Genomic DNA, 17,029 nt, shown 5'->3' with positions numbered 1-17,029 from the left:
GCGGGGAAGGCCCAGGGAGGCCCAGGGGTGCGGGCGCGGAAGTAGTACGGGCGTACGGGAGGGAGCGCGGAGGATGGGTACGAGACATACGGACTCCGAGGGGGAGAGCCGAGTGGGCCCGCCGGGAGCGGAGCCGGGGCCGGGGTCGGGGCCGGAGCCTCGGGAGACCTCGGAGGAGTCCTCATCCCGCACCCCCGCCTGGGCCCGCCGCACGGCCCGCGCCTGGCGGCACCCGCGCCTGCGCCTGCCCAAACGCATCGCGCTCGCCCTCGCTCTCGTCCTGCTCCTGCCGCTCCTCGCGGCCGGCGTCGCCCTGCGCGTCAACTACGCCGGGGACCCGGCCGCCGGCACCCAGACCAGAAACCGCGACGCCCTCTGGATGGGCCACGCCTGGGTCGACGGGCGGAAGCGGGACGCGGACGTGAAGGCGCTCGCGAAGCGGCTGCGCGGCACCGGCATCCGGGACCTGTATGTGCACGCGGGCCCGCTGGAACACGACGGAACCCTGCCCGGGTCGGCTCATCCCAGGGCCCGTTGGCTGGTCGGCGCCGTGCACCGCGAGCTGCCGGGCGTCCGGGTCCAGGCCTGGCTCGGCGACAAACTGGCGAGCGAGGGACCGGTCGGGCTGCGGCTGGAGCGCGCGGCGACCCGGACGGCCGTCGTCGGCTCGACCCGGCAGATCCTGGCGGCCGGCTTCGACGGCGTCCACTTCGACCTGGAGCCGCTGCACTCGGGGGACCGCGACTACCTTTCCCTCCTCGACGATCTGCGCGGCGTCACCCGCTCCGCGCACGTCCAGCTCTCCGTCGCAGCCCACCAGATCGACCCCCTCCCGGCGGCCAACGCGATCCGGGGCGCTCTCTCCGGTCACCCCAAGTGGTGGTCCCAGTCGTACTTCGGCCAGGTCGCCCGCCGGGTCGACCAGATCGCGGTGATGTCGTACGACACGGCCATGCCGCTGGAGAGCCTGTACGGCGGCTACGTCGCCCAGCAGACCTCCCTCGCCCTCGAGGTCACCCCGGAGTCGACGGACCTGCTGATGGGCCTGCCGTTCTACTACGAGGACAACCTGAGCCACCACGGCTCCGCCGAGACGGTCGCGGCGGCGGTACGCGGCACCCGCCTCGGCCTGTCCCGCACGGACCGCGACCGGGAGAACTTCGGGGTCGCCCTGTACGTGGACTTCGCGGCCAGGGAGTCGGACTGGACGGCCTACCGGAAGGGCTGGCTGCCGTAGCACCGCCCGGACGCACGGGCCCGGAACGGTACGACGGACGGACGGGCGGCGCTATGACGGGCGGCGCTACGACGGCGGTGCTATGACGGGCGGCGCTACGACGGACGAGGCCGCCTTCCGATCTTCGATCCCAGCCACACCAGCGGGTCGTACTTGCGGTCGACCGCCCTTTCTTTCAAGGGAATCAGGGCGTTGTCCGTGATCTTGATGCCCTCGGGGCAGACCTCCGTGCAGCACTTGGTGATGTTGCAGTAGCCGAGGCCGTGGTCGTCCTGGGCCGTGCGCTTACGGTCCAGGCCGGTGTCGGCGGCGGCGTCCAGGGGGTGCATGTCCAGCTCGGCGACCCGCATCAGGAAGCGCGGGCCCGCGAACGCCGGTTTGTTCTCCTCGTGGTCGCGGACGACATGGCACGTGTCCTGGCACAGGAAGCACTCGATGCACTTGCGGAACTCCTGCGGGCGTTCCACGTCCTCCTGCTGCATCCGGTACTCGCCGGGGCCCAGGCCGGCCGGCGGCACGAAGGCCGGGACCTCGCGCGCCTTCGCGTAGTTGAAGCCCACGTCGGTCACCAGGTCCCGTACGACCGGGAAGGCGCGCAGCGGCGTGACGGTGATCGTCTCCTCCCGGGTGAACACCGACATGCGCGTCATGCACATCAGCCGCGGCCGCCCGTTGACCTCAGCCGAGCACGAACCGCACTTGCCCGCCTTGCAGTTCCAGCGCACGGCCAGATCGGGGGCCTGGGTCGCCTGGAGGCGGTGGATGATGTCCAGCACCACCTCGCCGTCGTTCACCTCGACCTCGAAGTCCTCCAGGCCACCGCCCTTCACATCCCCGCGCCACACCTTGAAGCGGGCCTCATAGCTGGTCACTCGTACAGCTCCTCTTCGGCCAGGTACTTGACCAGCTCCTCCTTCTCGAAGAGGGCGAGCAGGTCGGGGCGGACGGGTTCGGTGGTGTCCCGGGTGAGGTCGATCTGGCCGCGGGCGGGGTCCATCGCCGCCAACCCGCCCGTAGGGTCGGCCAGTCGGCACAGAAGGTTGATACGACGCCACGCGCGGTCCATCGCCGGGTGGTCCTCGCGTGTGTGACCGCCCCGGGACTCCGTGCGCTCCAGAGCCGCGCGTGCCACACATTCGCTGACCAGGAGCATGTTCCGCAGGTCGAGGGCCAGATGCCAGCCGGGGTTGAACTGCCGGTGCCCCTCCACCCCGGCCCGCCCCGCCCGTACCCGCAGGTCCGCCAGCTTCTCCAGCGCCTGTTCCATCTCGCCCTCGCGGCGGATGATGCCGACGAGGTCGTTCATCGTCTGCTGGAGTTCCTGGTGCAGGGTGTACGGGTTCTCCGGCGGGCGGCCACCGGGGGGCCGGGGTACGTCCCCCAGGCCGGCACTGTCCGCGCCCGGCTCCGGACCCTCGGCCGAGAAGGGCCGCAGTGCCTCGGCGGCCGCCGTGTCGACCTGGATGTCGTCCACGCCGGTGCGGTCCCCGGCCGGCAGGCCCGCCGCGTACTGGGCCGCGTGCAGCCCCGCCCGCCGGCCGAAGACCAGCAGGTCGGACAGCGAGTTGCCGCCGAGCCGGTTGGAGCCGTGCATGCCGCCGGCCACCTCCCCGGCCGCGTACAGACCCGGTACGCCGCGGGCCGCCGCGGTGTCCGAGTCGACCGCGATGCCGCCCATCACGTAGTGGCAGGTCGGGCCGACCTCCATCGCCTCGGCGGTGATGTCGACGTCCGCCAGCTCCTTGAACTGGTGGTACATGGAGGGGAGCCGGCGCCGGATCACCTCGGCCGGCATACGCGTCGAGACGTCCAGGAAGACGCCGCCGTGGGGGGAGCCGCGGCCCGCCTTGACCTCGGAGTTGATGGCGCGCGCGACCTCGTCCCGGGGCAGCAGCTCAGGGGGGCGGCGGTTGTGGTCCGGGTCCTCGTACCAGCGGTCGCCCTCCTCCTCCGACTGCGCGTACTTCTCCTTGAAGACGTCGGGGATGTAGTCGAACATGAACCGCTTGCCGTCGGAGTTCCTGAGCACGCCGCCGTCGCCGCGCACCGACTCGGTGACGAGGATGCCCTTCACCGACGGCGGCCAGACCATGCCCGTCGGGTGGAACTGCACGAACTCCATGTTCAGCAGGGGCGCTCCGGCGAGCAGCGCCAGCGCGTGCCCGTCGCCCGTGTACTCCCACGAGTTCGACGTCACCTTGAAGGACTTGCCGATGCCGCCGGTCGCGATCACGACCGAGGGCGCCTCGAGGACGAAGAAGCGGCCGGACTCGCGCTCGTAGCAGAAGACGCCGGCGACCCGTCCCCCGGCGGAGCCGCTCACGGCGGCGCCGTCCTTCAGGACCCGGGTGACCGTGCACTCCTGATAGACCTTCAGGCGGGACTCGTAGTCGCCGGTCTCCCGCTCGTCCTCCTGCTGCAACGACACGATCTTCTGCTGGAGCGTGCGGATCAGTTCGAGGCCGGTGCGGTCGCCGACGTGCGCGAGCCGCGGGTACTCGTGACCGCCGAAGTTGCGCTGGGAGATCCGGCCGTCCTTCGTACGGTCGAAGAGGGCGCCCCAGGTCTCCAGCTCCCAGACGCGGTCGGGGGCCTCCTGGGCGTGCAGCTCGGCCATCCGCCACTGGTTGAGGAACTTGCCGCCGCGCAAGGTGTCGCGGAAGTGGACCTGCCAGTTGTCGCCGGAGTTCACGTTGCCCATCGCGGCCGCGATGCCGCCCTCGGCCATCACGGTGTGTGCCTTGCCGAAGAGGGACTTGCAGATCACGGCGGTACGGGCGCCGCGTTCCCGCGCCTCGATGGCGGCGCGCAGTCCGGCGCCTCCTGCGCCGACCACGACGACGTCCCATTCCTGGCGGTCGACCACGGGCATCAGTAGGCCTCACTCATCAGAAGAAGCGCGGATCGTCGAAGGCGCCGGACGCCACCAGGAAGACGTAGAAGTCGGCGAGCGCCACGCTCACCAAGGACGCCCAGGCCAGCAGCATGTGACGGGCGTTGAGCCGCCCGACCCACTGCCACATCCGGTAGCGCACGGGATGCTTGGAGAAGTGCTTGAGCTTGCCGCCGACGATGTGCCGGCAGGAGTGGCAGGAGACGGTGTACGCCCAGATCAGCGTGATGTTGAGCAGGAAGACCAGGGTGCCCAGGCCCATATGGCCCCAGCGGTAGTGCTCGTCGCGGAAGGAGAGCACGGTGTCGTAGGTGAGGATGCCCGCGACGACGATGGCCGCGTAGAAGAAGTACCGGTGGACGTTCTGGAGAATGAGCGGGAAGCGGGTCTCGCCGGTGTACTTCTTGTGCGGCTCGGGGACCGCGCAGGCCGGGGGTGAGGCCCAGAAACCCCGGTAGTAGGCCTTGCGGTAGTAGTAGCAGGTCAGCCGGAAGCCGAGCGGGAAGATCAGGATGATGACGGCGGGGGAGATGCCCCACCAGCTCCCGAAGAGGTCCGCGTTCGGGCCCGCGTGCATGGTCTGGCACCGCTCCGCCAGACAGGGCGAGTAGAACGGCGAGACGTACGGGGCGGCGTAGTAGTCCGTGTCCGCGAAGGCCCGCCAGGTCGAATACACGATGAAGGCCAGCAGCCCGGCCGCGGTGACGGCGGGCGCCAGCCACCAGCGGTCGGTCCGCAGATGGGGGGCGGCGATCGCGGCGCGCGTACCGGTTCGTACGCCGCCGCTGTTCGGATGGGGTTCCGTGCCAGTGGCCAACGCTGCTGCTCCTCTTCAGGGCTCGGTTCGCCTAGGACCTGTCCTGGCCGGGGTACTCACGGGGCGTGGCGGTCGCGGGCGCCCAGACCCTCGTCGTCCGAGTCCGTCCACAGGGATTTGTCGTACGGGGTGTCGGGGATGGCGAGCAGGTCGGGTCGGCGTGGCGCGGCCGGCTCGGCGGCGGCCTCGCGCAGCAGCGCGAGGCTCTCGCGCAGGTGGTCGGCATCGGCCCGCACCCGGCGCATCTCCAGGCCCGCGCCCAGCTGCTGTTCCAGCCGTCCCACGGACCTCGCAAGGTCGTCGAGGCAGCGCTGTACGGACGTCAAGTCTTCGTGCACGGACATGACTTGCCCTCACTTCCGCGGACCCTTTGGCCCCAAGGCGGCAACGTTCATGCGCCTGCGAGTGTTGCGCGTCAAACCGGGCCGTGTGAAGAGATCTGCACGGATTCCAGGATGGCACCATCCCGAACGCGCCGCCACGCGCTCCCGGCGCGCTGGGCGCGCCCCCGGCGACAGGGCGCTGCCTCCATGAGCGGCTTCGCCGGGCCCGCACGGCGGACCCGGCGCCGGGCGCCATTGGGCTGCATGGGTGGGCTTCACCGCGCGCTCCGCCGTGTCGCCGCCCCCACGTGGCTCCGCTCCCCTTCAGTGGGTCCATAGATCTGATCAGCCGCATATTCCGCCAAACGTGATCAAAGCCGACCCTGTTCTCCCCAGCGGAGCGGTTCCGCGAGACCCGGAGGTAGCAGTGATGTCCCACGACGGCGTCGGACCGCGCGCGGTGATGCGCTCGGTCGTGTTCCTCACCGCGGGTGTGCTCGTGGTGCCCGCGCTCACCGGCTGCGGCGCGGACGACGAGGTGAGCAAGCCGGTCGCCGGGCAGGACATCGCGCCGGCCGAGCGGGCTCTGGTCGCCGACGGGGGCACCCTGCGCTGGGCCATGGACGCCGTACCGGAGACCTTGAACACGTTCCAGGCCGACGCCGACGCCACGACCACGCGGATCGCCGGGGCCGTGCTGCCGTCGATGTTCCGGCTGGACGCCTCCGGGCGCCCGCAGCGCAACCCCGACTTCCTGGAGTCCGCCAAGGTCGTCGAGACCGAGCCCAAGCAGGTCGTGCTCTACCGGCTCCACCAGCAGGCCGTGTGGAGCGACGGCCGCGAGATCGGCGCCGCCGACTTCGCCGCCCAGTGGCGGGCCCTGTCCGGCAAGGACAGCGCGTACTGGACCGCCCGCAACGCCGGCTACGACCGCATCGAGAAGATCGAGCGCGGCAAGGGCAACCTGGAGGTCAAGGTCACCTTCAGCAGGCCGTACGCCGACTGGAAGTCGCTGTTCTCGCCGCTGTACCCGAAGGACGTCATGGGCACCCCCGACTCCTTCAACGACGGCGCGCGCACCAAGCTGAAGGTCACCGCCGGGCCCTTCGGGCTCACGAAGGTCGACCGCAAGGCGGGCGAGGTCGCTCTCGCCCGCAATCCGCGCTGGTGGGGCCGCCCCGCCAAGCTCTCCGAGATCGTGCTGCGTGCCGTTCCCCGCGACCAGCGGGCCGCCGCGCTCGCCGCCGACAAGGTCGACCTCGCGGAGGTCGACCCGGCGGAGGCCGAGCGGATCACGCTGGCCGCCCGCGACAAGGGCGGTAAGCCGCTGGCGGGGCCCCGCGCCGCGACGACGCCCGCCGGGGCGCTGCGCTCCTGGGCCGTGGCGCACGGCTCCGACGAGAAGGCCGCCGACCGGGAGATCTCGGCCCGCAAGAAGCGGACCAAGGCGATCGCCAAGTACGCCGACCAGCAGTCGGCGCTGGGCGGTTTCGTGGTCCGCAAATCCCTGGAGCCCACCTACACGCAGCTCGCCCTGAACGGCTCCGGGGGTCCCCTCGCCGACGAGCGCGTGCGGCGGGCCGTGGCGCGTGCCCTCGACCGCACCGAGCTGGCCAAGCTCGTGCTCCAGCCGCTCGGGCTGCCCGTCGTGCCGGTCGGCAGCCATCTCGCGCTGTCCGGGCAGGAGGCGTACGCCGACAACAGCGGCGCCCTCGGCGGGCAGGACACCACGGAGGCGCAGGCGCTGCTGACCGACGCCGGCTGGGTGCTCGGCGGACCCGTCAAGGAGCAGAAGAAGACGGCCGGGTCCGAGGGGAAGAAGGCGCGCCCCACCAACGGCTCCGGGGACGGTTCCGGGGACGACGGGACGTACGTCGTCGGCGAGGACAACAAGCCGTCCGAGACCGACAAGGAGAAGAAGGACCCCAAGGACCACACGAAGCAGCACGGCAACGAGCAGCCCGGGAAGCACGCCGACGACCAGGTCGGCAAGCACATCGACGGCCGGCAGTACGTCCACGAGCAGGTCGGGCGGGGCGGGGCGCCGGGCGCGTACGCCCCGAAGGGCACCGCGGCGCCGGGCGGCACGTCGGCCGGGGTGCTGGCCAAGGACGGCAAGCCGCTGACGCTGCGCTTCGTCCTGCCGTCCGGCCCGGGGTCGGAGTCCCTGCGGGCCGTCGGGGCCCGGATCTCGCGGATGCTGGACAGAGTCGGCATCCGTACGGAGATCTCGAAGGTGTCCGACGACAGCTACTTCAAGGACCACATCGCGTCCGGCGAGTACGACCTCGCGCTCTACTCGTGGCCCGCCTCCGCGTTCCCGGCCACCGACGCCCGGCCGATCTACGCCAAGCCGGTCCCGGCGGCGGACGGCTCGCTGAGCGTCGAGCAGAACTACACGCGGGTCGGCACGGACCAGGTGGACCAGCTCTTCGACCAGGCGATCGCCACGCTGGACGAGGACGAGGCGCGCGACCTGGTCCGTAAGGCCGACGCCCGCATCTGGGCCGCAGCAGGATCGATTCCTCTCTATCAGCGCCCCCAGCTGACGGCCGCCCGCCCCACCCTGGCGAACGCGGGTTCCTTCGGCTTCCAGACACCGCTCTTCGAGGACATGGGCTTCCTGAAGAAGGGCGCCAAGCCGTCGGCCGGCCCGTCCCAGGGGTAGGGGCCTGCGGCGTGATCAGCCGGCGGGGCCCCGGGGTCGCCGGGGGCCGCGGGGCCCTGCGGAGGCTGTTTCCGTCAGGGCCCCGTACCATGGGGTGAGGCCGTGGCGTGTCCAGCCCGGCAGAGCCCGCGTAACACAGACGTACGCGCAGGCCATCCACTCACTCCGGGAGTACGCCGCAATATGGCCACGCGCCACGACATCCGCAACGTCGCCATCGTCGCCCACGTCGACCACGGGAAGACGACCCTCGTCGACGCCATGCTGAAGCAGGCCGGTGCCTTCGCGGCGCACGCCGCCGAATCGCTCGACGACCGCATGATGGACTCGAACGATCTGGAGCGTGAGAAGGGCATCACGATCCTGGCCAAGAACACGGCCGTGAAGTACCACCCGAAGGATGGCGGCGACGTCATCACGATCAACATCATCGACACCCCCGGCCACGCCGACTTCGGTGGTGAGGTCGAGCGCGGCCTGTCGATGGTGGACGCGGTGGTGCTGCTCGTCGACGCCTCCGAGGGCCCGCTGCCGCAGACCCGCTTCGTGCTGCGCAAGGCGCTGCAGGCCCGCCTGCCCGTCATCCTGTGCATCAACAAGACGGACCGCCCCGACTCGCGCATCGACGAGGTCGTCAACGAGGCCTACGACCTCTTCCTCGACCTCGACGCCGACGAGGACCAGATCGAGTTCCCGATCGTCTACGCGTGTGCGCGTGACGGTGTGGCCTCGCTGACCAAGCCGCAGGACGGCACCGTCCCGGCCGACAGCGACAGCCTGGAGCCGTTCTTCTCCACGATCCTCCAGCACGTCCCGGCCCCGACGTACGACGAGGCGGCCCCCCTCCAGGCGCACGTCACCAACCTGGACGCGGACAACTTCCTCGGCCGTATCGCGCTGCTGCGCGTCGAGCAGGGCGAGCTCCGCAAGGGCCAGACGGTCGCGTGGATCAAGCGCGACGGCACCGTCTCCAACGTCCGCATCACCGAGCTGATGATGACCGAGGCGCTCACCCGCAAGCCCGCCGAGATGGCGGGGCCGGGTGACATCTGTGCCGTCGCCGGTATCCCGGACATCATGATCGGTGAGACCCTCGCCGACCCCGAGAACCCGATCGCGCTCCCGCTGATCACGGTCGACGAGCCCGCGATCTCCATGGTCATCGGTACGAACACCTCGCCGCTGGTCGGCCGTGGCGGCACCGGCAAGGGTGCCTCCGCCAAGGCGGCCGTCAAGGACCGCAAGGTCACCGCCCGCCAGGTCAAGGACCGTCTGGACCGCGAGCTGGTCGGTAACGTCTCGCTCCGTGTGCTCGACACCGAGCGCCCGGACGCGTGGGAGGTCCAGGGCCGTGGTGAGCTCGCGCTCGCCATCCTGGTCGAGCAGATGCGCCGCGAGGGCTTCGAGCTCACCATCGGCAAGCCGCAGGTCGTCACCAAGGAGGTCGACGGCAAGGTCCACGAGCCCGTCGAGCGCCTCACGGTCGACGTGCCCGAGGAGCACATGGGCGCGGTCACGCAGCTCATGGGCGTCCGCAAGGGCCGGATGGACAACATGTCCAACCACGGCTCCGGCTGGGTCCGCATGGAGTTCGTCGTCCCGTCCCGTGGCCTGATCGGCTTCCGTACGGAGTTCCTCACCGGCACGCGTGGCACGGGCATCGCCCACTCCATCCACGAGGGCCACGAGCCGTGGTTCGGCACCCTGACGACCCGTAACAACGGTTCGCTGGTCGCCGACCGCGCGGGCGCCGTCACCGCCTTCGCGATGACGAACCTCCAGGAGCGCGGCGTGCTGTTCACCGACCCCGGCACCGAGGTGTACGAGGGCATGATCGTCGGCGAGAACTCGCGCGCCGACGACATGGACGTGAACATCACCAAGGAGAAGAAGCTCACCAACATGCGCTCCTCCTCGGCCGACTCGTTCGAGGCGATCGTCCCGCCGCGCAAGCTCTCGCTCGAGCAGTCGCTGGAGTTCTGCCGCGACGACGAGTGCGTCGAGGTGACTCCGGAGGCCGTGCGCATCCGCAAGGTCGTCCTGGACCAGAAGGAGCGCGGTCGCACCGCCAGCCGAGCCAAGCACGGCTGATCCACTGACACTTGAGCCCGGGTGCCCCCGCGATGGGGGCACCCGGGCTTCTGTGTGTCCGTGGTACGCCCGCGCTTCTGAGGGACGGGCGGTACATCTAGCCGTTCCGGACACGTAGCGCAACCGGTTTTCCCGCCGTGGCGTCCGGAATGCGGAGCGTTCCGACCGATAGACATGTAACACGTCCGTTTCGTGGCCTTCTCACGGCGAACGCTTTGTCCGTATTTTGGAAGATGTACGCGTCAGCTGTGATTGAACCGAGACCTAAAGACTGTGGTCGGTATCTACCCCATGTCAGATAGTTAGCCGCAACGCTCGGGTCAATGGGTCATGCGCTGTGGGGACAGCGCCGACTCACGAGCACAGTGGGGTGTTTGGCCCTCCGTCAGGGGTGTCGGAGGTCTGTCACATACCCCTCCTGTCCGTGCACCGGTTGAGTCATGAGGAGGCCGTCAATGCCAACTACGCGTGTTCATCCGCGAGTTCTCGCGTTCCGCGACCGATAGGCATACGTCTTCCCGATCCGCATGGTCCAAGCCGTGGCCGCCCTCGCCTGTGGCGGCCACCGGCTCGGCGTACCCATGAATTGGACGAATCATGACGAGTCCTCTTGAGGTCGAGGGCGGCGGTCCGTCGGTCGTCGCGGACGACGAGAAAGACCCCAAGAAGGGGTCGGGGGCCGCGCAGTTGGTGGGCCGATCGCCTGGCCGGCTGATGTGGATCCGCTACAAACGCGACCGTGCCGGAGTGATCTCCGCCTACGTCGTCGGCTTCTTCTTCCTCCTCGGCCTGCTCTCCCCGCTGATCTCCAAGCTGTACGGCAAGAACCCGTACACCGTGTACGCGGACGAGCGCCCGGAGCTGTTCGACAGTGCCGGCGTGCCGGTGCAGCCCAACGGCGGTATCAGCGGCGAGTTCTGGTTCGGGCTCGAACCCGGCAACGGCTACGACGTCTTCACCAAGCTGATCTACGGCATCCGCACCTCGCTGATGATCTCCATCGCGGTGACGATCACGGTCGTGCTCACCGGCATCCTGCTCGGGGTCGCGGCGGGTTACCTCGGCGGCAAAGCAGACTTCTTCATCAGCCGGGTGATCGACTTCCTGCTGGCCTTCCCGTCGCAGCTGTTCTTCATCGCGAGCATGCCGGTGGTGGTCTCCCTCTTCGTGAGCCCGCGCGACGAGACACCGACGTATGTGCGGGTCGTCGCCCTCATCGCGGTCCAGTGGTTCCTGGGCTGGATGAGCCTCGCCCGTATCCTGCGCGGCACGAGTCTGTCCCTGCGGGAGCGCGAGTTCATCGAGGCGGCCCGGGTCAGCGGGGCGTCCCCCTGGCGCATCATCCGCAAGGAGATCCTGCCCAACGTGGTGACACCGCTCCTGGTGCAGTCCACGTATCTGCTCCCGAACTTCGTCACGATCGAGGCCGGCCTGTCCTTCCTCGGCGTCGGCATCGTCGAACCGACGCCCGACTGGGGTCAGATGTTCGCCAAGGCGTCGACCGAGCTCGTGCTCCAGAACGACATCACCTACATGTTCTTCCCCGGCGTCTCGATGATCATCTTCGTCGTCGCGTTCAACCTGCTCGGGGACTCGGTCAGGGATGCCTTCGATCCCAAGACGGCGCGCTGACCGCCAGGTCGCGGGCCTTCGCCCTGACTTCAGGACCGCACTTCAATCGCATGTCAACCGCACTTCGTCGTAAGCACTTTCTTCGCACTGGTGACACACAGATGGGTGGAAACTGAGTGATGAGTAGGGGCGGACGCCACGCATATGCCGCAATCTCAGTGCTCGCGGCCGGAGCTCTCGTGCTCACCGGTTGCAGCAAGGGCGGCAGCGACAGCGGCAACAACGACAAGAAGGACAAGGAGAACGCCCAGCGGCAGCAGGCGTCGATCAAGTTCGGCGACGCGAAGGACTCCACGGGTCCCGCGGCCGCCGTACCGGGCGCCAAGACCGGCGGCACGATGGAGGTCCTGCAACGTGACAGCTACGCCCACCTCGACCCGGCCCAGATCTACGTCTCCGACGAGGGCTCCGTCGCCACGCTGCTCCACCGCGGCCTGACCGGCTACAAGGCCACCAGCAACGACGGCAGCAAGCACGAGGTGGTCGGCGACCTCGCCACCGACTCCGGTACGACCACGGACGGCGGCAAGACCTGGAAGTACACGCTCAAGGACGGCATCAAGTTCCAGGACGGCACGGCGATCACCTCCAAGGACGTCCGCCATTCCGTCGAACGCCTCTTCGCGCCCTTCATCAACCAGGGGCCGCCCTACCTCCAGCAGTGGCTCGCCGACACCCCGGGTGCCGACTACCGCAAGCTGCTCAAGGACGGCCCGTACAAGGGCAAGCACCTGCCGGACAGTGTCCTGGAGACACCGGACGCGAAGACCGTCGTCTTCCACTTCAAGACGGCGCACCCCGACCTGCCGTACGCCCTCGCCATGGCGGGCTACGCGGTCGTGTCCCAGAAGGGCGACACCAAGGAGAAGTACGACAGGGCGCCCGTGGCGGCCGGCCCGTACAAGATCCAGTCGTTCAAGTCCGGCAAGTCGATGGTGCTGGTGAAGAACACCAGCTGGGACCCGAAGACGGACCCGATCCGCCACCAGTACGTGGACCGGTTCAACTTCACGTTCAACCAGCAGTACGAGACGTCCACCAAGACGCTCCTCGCCGACAGCGGCGCCGACCAGGCCGGCGTCAGCTTCAACAACCAGGTCGACGCGGGCAACCTCTCCAAGGTCCTCAGCGACCCGAAGATGAAGTCCCGTACGGTCGGCGGCTTCCAGCCCTACGTCGGCCAGATGAACATCAACATGAGCCACCCGGCCCTCAAGGACAAGAAGATCCGCGAGGCCATCGCCTACGCCCTGCCGATCACACCGTTCGTCCGGGCCTACGGCGGCACCGACGCGATGCAGGTCGCCGGCGGTCTGATCAGCCCGACCGTGAGCGGCTACGACGCCTCCTTCGACCCGTTCGGCAAGATCAAGAAACCGGCGGGTGACCCGGTCAAGGCCAAGGCGCTGCTGAAGGAGGCCGGCAAGGTCGGCATGAAGCTGACCTTCGGCTACATCAACACGCCCGAGGGCCAGCAGTACTCCACCGCCATGGCGGCCGGCCTGAAGAAGGCCGGCTTCAACGTCCAGCGCCAGGAGATCCCGGCCGAGACGTACTACGACCAGGTCAGCAAGCTCGACAACAACTACGACATCTTCCACACCGCGTGGGGTGCCGACTGGCCGTCCGCCTCGACCGTGATCCCGCCGGTGTTCGACGGCCGCGCGATCGCCGACGGTGCGCAGAACTACTCGCAGGTCAACGACCCCCACGTCAACAGCGAGATCGACCGCGTCAACAAGATCACCGACCCGGTGAAGTCCGCGGCCGGGTGGGAGAAGATCGACCAGTACCTGGTCAAGGAAGTAGTGAACGTCGTCCCGACCGCCTACTACAAGCAGATCCAGATCGCCGGCTCGAAGGTCGGCGGCCTGGCCTACGACGACGTGATCGGCGGCATCGACCCGCGACGCCTGTTCGTCAAGTAACCGCCGCCCCACCGGAGCCCGGTGCGCCCGCCTGCTCAGCGACGCGGGCGGCGCACCGGGCCCCGCCGGGCCCGCTGACGTCTGAGAGCTGCCCCTGCCATGCTGCGCTTCCTCATTCGCCGGACACTCGGCGCCGGCGTCATCCTCTTTCTGCTGAGCATCGTCGCGTTCCTGCTGTTCTTCGGAATGCCGCGTGATCCCGGACTGCTGATGTGCGGGAAGACGTGCACGCCGGCGAACCTCGCGAACATCCACCATGTGCTCGGCCTCGACAAGTCGATCCCCGAGCAGTACTGGATCTTCCTGCACAACCTCGTGCTGGGCAGCGAGGAATTCACCCAGGGCCCTTGCCCCGCCCCGTGCTTCGGCTACTCGTACCACACCAACGAGGAGGTCTGGGGCACCCTGATGGACCGCCTGCCGACCACCGTCTCCCTGACGCTGGGCGCGTGCGTCTTCTTCCTGCTCATCGGCCTCGGCACCGGACTGCTCGCCGCCTGGAAGCGCGGCACGCTGATCGACAAGACCGTCACGGCCGGGTCGATGGTGCTCAGTTCGATGCAGATCTACTTCCTGGGCCCGCTGGCGCTGGCCGCTCTCGTGTACCAGACCCACCTCTTCGACAAGCCCGCCTACCACGAGTTCACCGCGAACCCGGTCACCTGGTTCACCGGACTGATCATCCCGTGGGTCGTGCTGTCGACCATCTTCGCCGCGCAGTACACACGTATGGCGCGCTCGTCGATGATCGAGCAGCTCCAGGAGGAGCACGTACGCACCGCCCGCGCCAAGGGCATGTCGCGCAAGTACGTCTTCTTCCGCTACGCCTGGCGCGGTTCGCTGATCCCCATCGTCACCATCTTCGGCATCGACCTCGGCTCCCTGCTGGGCGGCGCGATCATCACCGAGTACACCTTCGGTCTGCCGGGTCTCGGCCAACTGGCGGTGCAGTCGGTGTTCTTCAGCGATCTGCCGCTGCTGCTCGGGGTGATGCTGTTCTCCGCCGCCATGATCCTGCTGTTCAACATCATCGTGGATGCCTGCTACGCCTTCATCGACCCGCGCGTGCGGCTGTCCTAGGAGCACTCCGTGACCACTGTGACCAAGGAATCGGGCGTTCCCTCCCCGTCGGACGCGGGCGCCTTCCTCTCGGTGCGTGACCTGCACGTCCGCTTCAAGACGGAGGACGGGGTCGTCAAGGCCGTCGACGGCCTCTCCTTCGACCTCGAACGCGGGCAGACCCTCGGCATCGTGGGGGAGTCGGGCTCCGGCAAGTCGGTGACCAACCTGACCATCCTCGGACTGCACAACCCGATGTTCACCGAGATCGACGGCGAGATCGTGCTGGAGGGACAGGAGCTGATCACCGCCCGCGAGTCCGAGCTGGAGAAGCTGCGCGGCAACAAGGTCGCGATGATCTTCCAGGACCCGCTGACCGCCCTGTCCCCGTACTACACCGTGGGCCGGCAGATCGCCGAACCGTTCATGAAACACACTGGGGCCTCCAGGAAGACGGCCTGGGACCGTGCGGTGGAGATGCTCGGCAAGGTCGGCATTCCCCGGCCCAAGGACCGGGCGAAGGACTATCCGCACCAGTTCTCCGGCGGTATGCGGCAGCGCGCGATGATCGCGATGGCCCTGGTCTGCGACCCCGATCTGCTGATCGCGGACGAGCCGACGACCGCCCTCGACGTGACCGTGCAGGCCCAGATCCTCGACCTGCTCAAGGACCTCCAGCAGGAGTTCGGCTCGGCGATCATCTTCATCACCCACGACCTCGGCGTCATCGCCGACATGGCCGACGACATCATGGTGATGTACGCGGGCGGCGCCGTCGAACGGGGAACGGTCGAGGAGGTGCTGCGCTCGCCCCAGCACCCCTACACCTGGGGCCTGCTGAACTCGATGCCGCGGATCGACTCGGACCTCGCCGCACCCCTCGCGCCGATTCCGGGGGCACCGCCCTCGCTGCTGAACCCGCCGTCGGGCTGCCGTTTCCACCCCCGGTGCACCTTCCGGGGCGAGGTCGGCGGGACGCGTTGCGTGGACGAACTCCCGCTGCTGCCACCCGGGCGGGGCGGGGCCTGCCACCTCACGGCGGAGCAGAAGCGGACCATCTTCATCGAGCAGATCAAACCCCGGCTGCGGTAGGGAGAGACACGTCATGACGGAAGACGTCATCAAGGGCGACGTCGGGAGGGACGGCGTCGAGAAGGTCGACGTCGTGAAGGGCGGGGCCACGAAGGGTGACGCCGCGAAGGGCGCAGCCGCGAAAGGTGACGCCGTGAAGGCCGACGCCGTGAAGGCCGACGCCGTGCAGGGCGACCTCACCCTGCCCGCCCCGCGCGAGGGCGCCGCCGACGACCCGGGGGAGCCGTTGCTCGTGGTGGAAGGCCTCGTCAAGCACTTCCCGGTCAAGGGCGGCTTCCCGATCCGGCGGACCGTCGGCGCCGTGCAGGCCGTGGACGGCATCGACCTGACCGTGAACGTCGGCGAGAGCTTCGGCCTGGTCGGCGAGTCCGGCTGCGGCAAGTCGACGACCGGCCGGCTGATCACGCGCCTGCTGGAGCCGACGAGCGGCAGGATCACGTACCGCGGCCAGGACATCAGCCACGCCAGCCGCAAGCAGCTCGCGCCGATCCGGTCCGAGATCCAGATGATCTTCCAGGACCCGTACTCCTCGCTGAACCCCCGGCAGACCGTCGGCAAGATCATCGCGGGTCCGATGGAGATCAACGGGATCCGGCCGAGCGGCGGCCGGGAGAAGCGGGTCCGTGAGCTGCTGGAGATCGTCGGTCTCAACCCCGAGCACTACAACCGCTTCCCGCACGAGTTCTCCGGCGGCCAGCGCCAGCGCATCGGTGTGGCCCGGGCGCTGGCCCTGGAGCCGAAGCTGATCGTCGCCGACGAGCCGGTCTCCGCGCTCGACGTGTCGATCCAGGCCCAGGTGGTCAACCTCCTCCAGCAGGTGCAGAAGGACCTGGGGATCGCGTTCCTGTTCATCGCCCACGACCTGGCCGTCGTACGGCACTTCTCGCAGCGCGTCGCCGTGATGTACCTCGGCAAGGTGATCGAGGTCGGCGACCGCGACTCGATCTACGCGCGCCCCCGCCACCCCTATACGCACGCGCTGCTCTCCGCGGTCCCCGAGGTCGACCTGGACGGCGGCGGCGAGACGCGGCGCGAACGGATCCGGCTGGCCGGCGATGTGCCGTCCCCCATCTCCCCGCCGTCCGGCTGCCGTTTCCGCACGCGCTGCTGGAAGGCGCAGGACAAGTGCGCGGCCGAGGAGCCGCCGCTGGTCCGGATCTCCGGCAACCGCGACGGCCACCTGACGGCCTGCCACTTCCCGGAGGACCCGACGACCGGCGCCCGCGAGGAGGACATCGTGCTCGACCCGGCCCTGGTGGCACTGGAGGAGGGCGGCGCGGAGGGCTGAG

Annotated in this window: 12 protein-coding genes; 8 read left to right on the top strand and 4 right to left on the bottom strand. The window is 69.1% G+C overall.

Annotation, left to right across the window (positions count from 1 at the left end; genetic code table 11):
- Positions 1–73 precede the first annotated feature (73 nt).
- Positions 74–1,237 (top strand): glycosyl hydrolase family 18 protein, encoded by a 1,164-nt coding sequence (locus GTY58_RS16675; RefSeq protein ID WP_107083279.1) that lies wholly within the window; start codon positions 74–76, stop codon positions 1,235–1,237.
- A gap of 95 nt (positions 1,238–1,332) precedes the next feature.
- Here GTY58_RS16675 and GTY58_RS16670 read toward each other — a convergent pair whose 3' ends face one another.
- From GTY58_RS16670 to GTY58_RS16655, 4 genes are read right to left on the bottom strand one after another with little or no spacing between them, the layout of a single operon-like run.
- Positions 1,333–2,109, bottom strand: coding sequence for a succinate dehydrogenase/fumarate reductase iron-sulfur subunit (locus GTY58_RS16670; protein WP_010984612.1), 777 nt, complete (start codon positions 2,107–2,109; stop codon positions 1,333–1,335).
- The gene (locus GTY58_RS16665) at positions 2,106–4,109 is read right to left on the bottom strand and encodes a fumarate reductase/succinate dehydrogenase flavoprotein subunit (protein ID WP_010984611.1); all 2,004 of its coding nucleotides are present in this window, start codon (positions 4,107–4,109) and stop codon (positions 2,106–2,108) included. The genes GTY58_RS16670 and GTY58_RS16665 overlap by 4 nt, the downstream gene beginning before the upstream one ends.
- A gap of 16 nt (positions 4,110–4,125) precedes the next feature.
- Entirely contained in the window at positions 4,126–4,947 is an 822-nt protein-coding gene (locus GTY58_RS16660; RefSeq protein WP_010984610.1) for a hypothetical protein, read from the bottom strand.
- 56 nt (positions 4,948–5,003) lie between these two features.
- The gene (locus GTY58_RS16655) at positions 5,004–5,291 is read right to left on the bottom strand and encodes a hypothetical protein (protein WP_010984609.1); all 288 of its coding nucleotides are present in this window, start codon (positions 5,289–5,291) and stop codon (positions 5,004–5,006) included.
- 409 nt (positions 5,292–5,700) lie between these two features.
- On the opposite strand from GTY58_RS16655, the gene GTY58_RS16650 reads away from it, so the two are divergent.
- The 7 genes from GTY58_RS16650 (at position 5,701) to GTY58_RS16620 (ending at position 17,028) form a co-directional block, all read left to right on the top strand.
- Positions 5,701–7,938, top strand: coding sequence for an ABC transporter family substrate-binding protein (locus GTY58_RS16650; protein ID WP_010984608.1), 2,238 nt, complete (start codon positions 5,701–5,703; stop codon positions 7,936–7,938).
- A 183-nt stretch (positions 7,939–8,121) separates the two neighbouring features.
- Positions 8,122–10,029, top strand: a complete 1,908-nt coding sequence (gene typA / locus GTY58_RS16645; RefSeq protein WP_010984607.1) for a translational GTPase TypA — start codon at positions 8,122–8,124, stop codon at positions 10,027–10,029.
- A gap of 597 nt (positions 10,030–10,626) precedes the next feature.
- Positions 10,627–11,661, top strand: coding sequence for an ABC transporter permease (locus GTY58_RS16640; protein ID WP_010984606.1), 1,035 nt, complete (start codon positions 10,627–10,629; stop codon positions 11,659–11,661).
- 119 nt (positions 11,662–11,780) lie between these two features.
- Entirely contained in the window at positions 11,781–13,589 is a 1,809-nt protein-coding gene (locus GTY58_RS16635) for an ABC transporter substrate-binding protein (RefSeq protein ID WP_037645017.1), read from the top strand.
- A gap of 99 nt (positions 13,590–13,688) precedes the next feature.
- The gene (locus GTY58_RS16630) at positions 13,689–14,669 is read left to right on the top strand and encodes an ABC transporter permease (RefSeq protein WP_010984604.1); all 981 of its coding nucleotides are present in this window, start codon (positions 13,689–13,691) and stop codon (positions 14,667–14,669) included.
- Between the two features lie 9 nt (positions 14,670–14,678).
- A complete protein-coding gene (locus GTY58_RS16625) occupies positions 14,679–15,740 on the top strand; it encodes an oligopeptide/dipeptide ABC transporter ATP-binding protein (protein WP_010984603.1) in 1,062 nt (353 codons plus the stop codon).
- Positions 15,741–15,903: 163 nt separating this feature from the next.
- Positions 15,904–17,028 (top strand): dipeptide ABC transporter ATP-binding protein, encoded by a 1,125-nt coding sequence (locus GTY58_RS16620; RefSeq protein WP_037645265.1) that lies wholly within the window; start codon positions 15,904–15,906, stop codon positions 17,026–17,028.
- Position 17,029 lies beyond the last annotated feature (1 nt).

The sequence above is a fragment of the Streptomyces sp. SID5469 genome, assembly GCF_009862865.1.
Classification (GTDB): domain Bacteria; phylum Actinomycetota; class Actinomycetes; order Streptomycetales; family Streptomycetaceae; genus Streptomyces; species Streptomyces avermitilis.
Note: the sequence above shows the minus strand (reverse complement) of the source record. Positions and strands in the feature narration are given on the sequence as shown.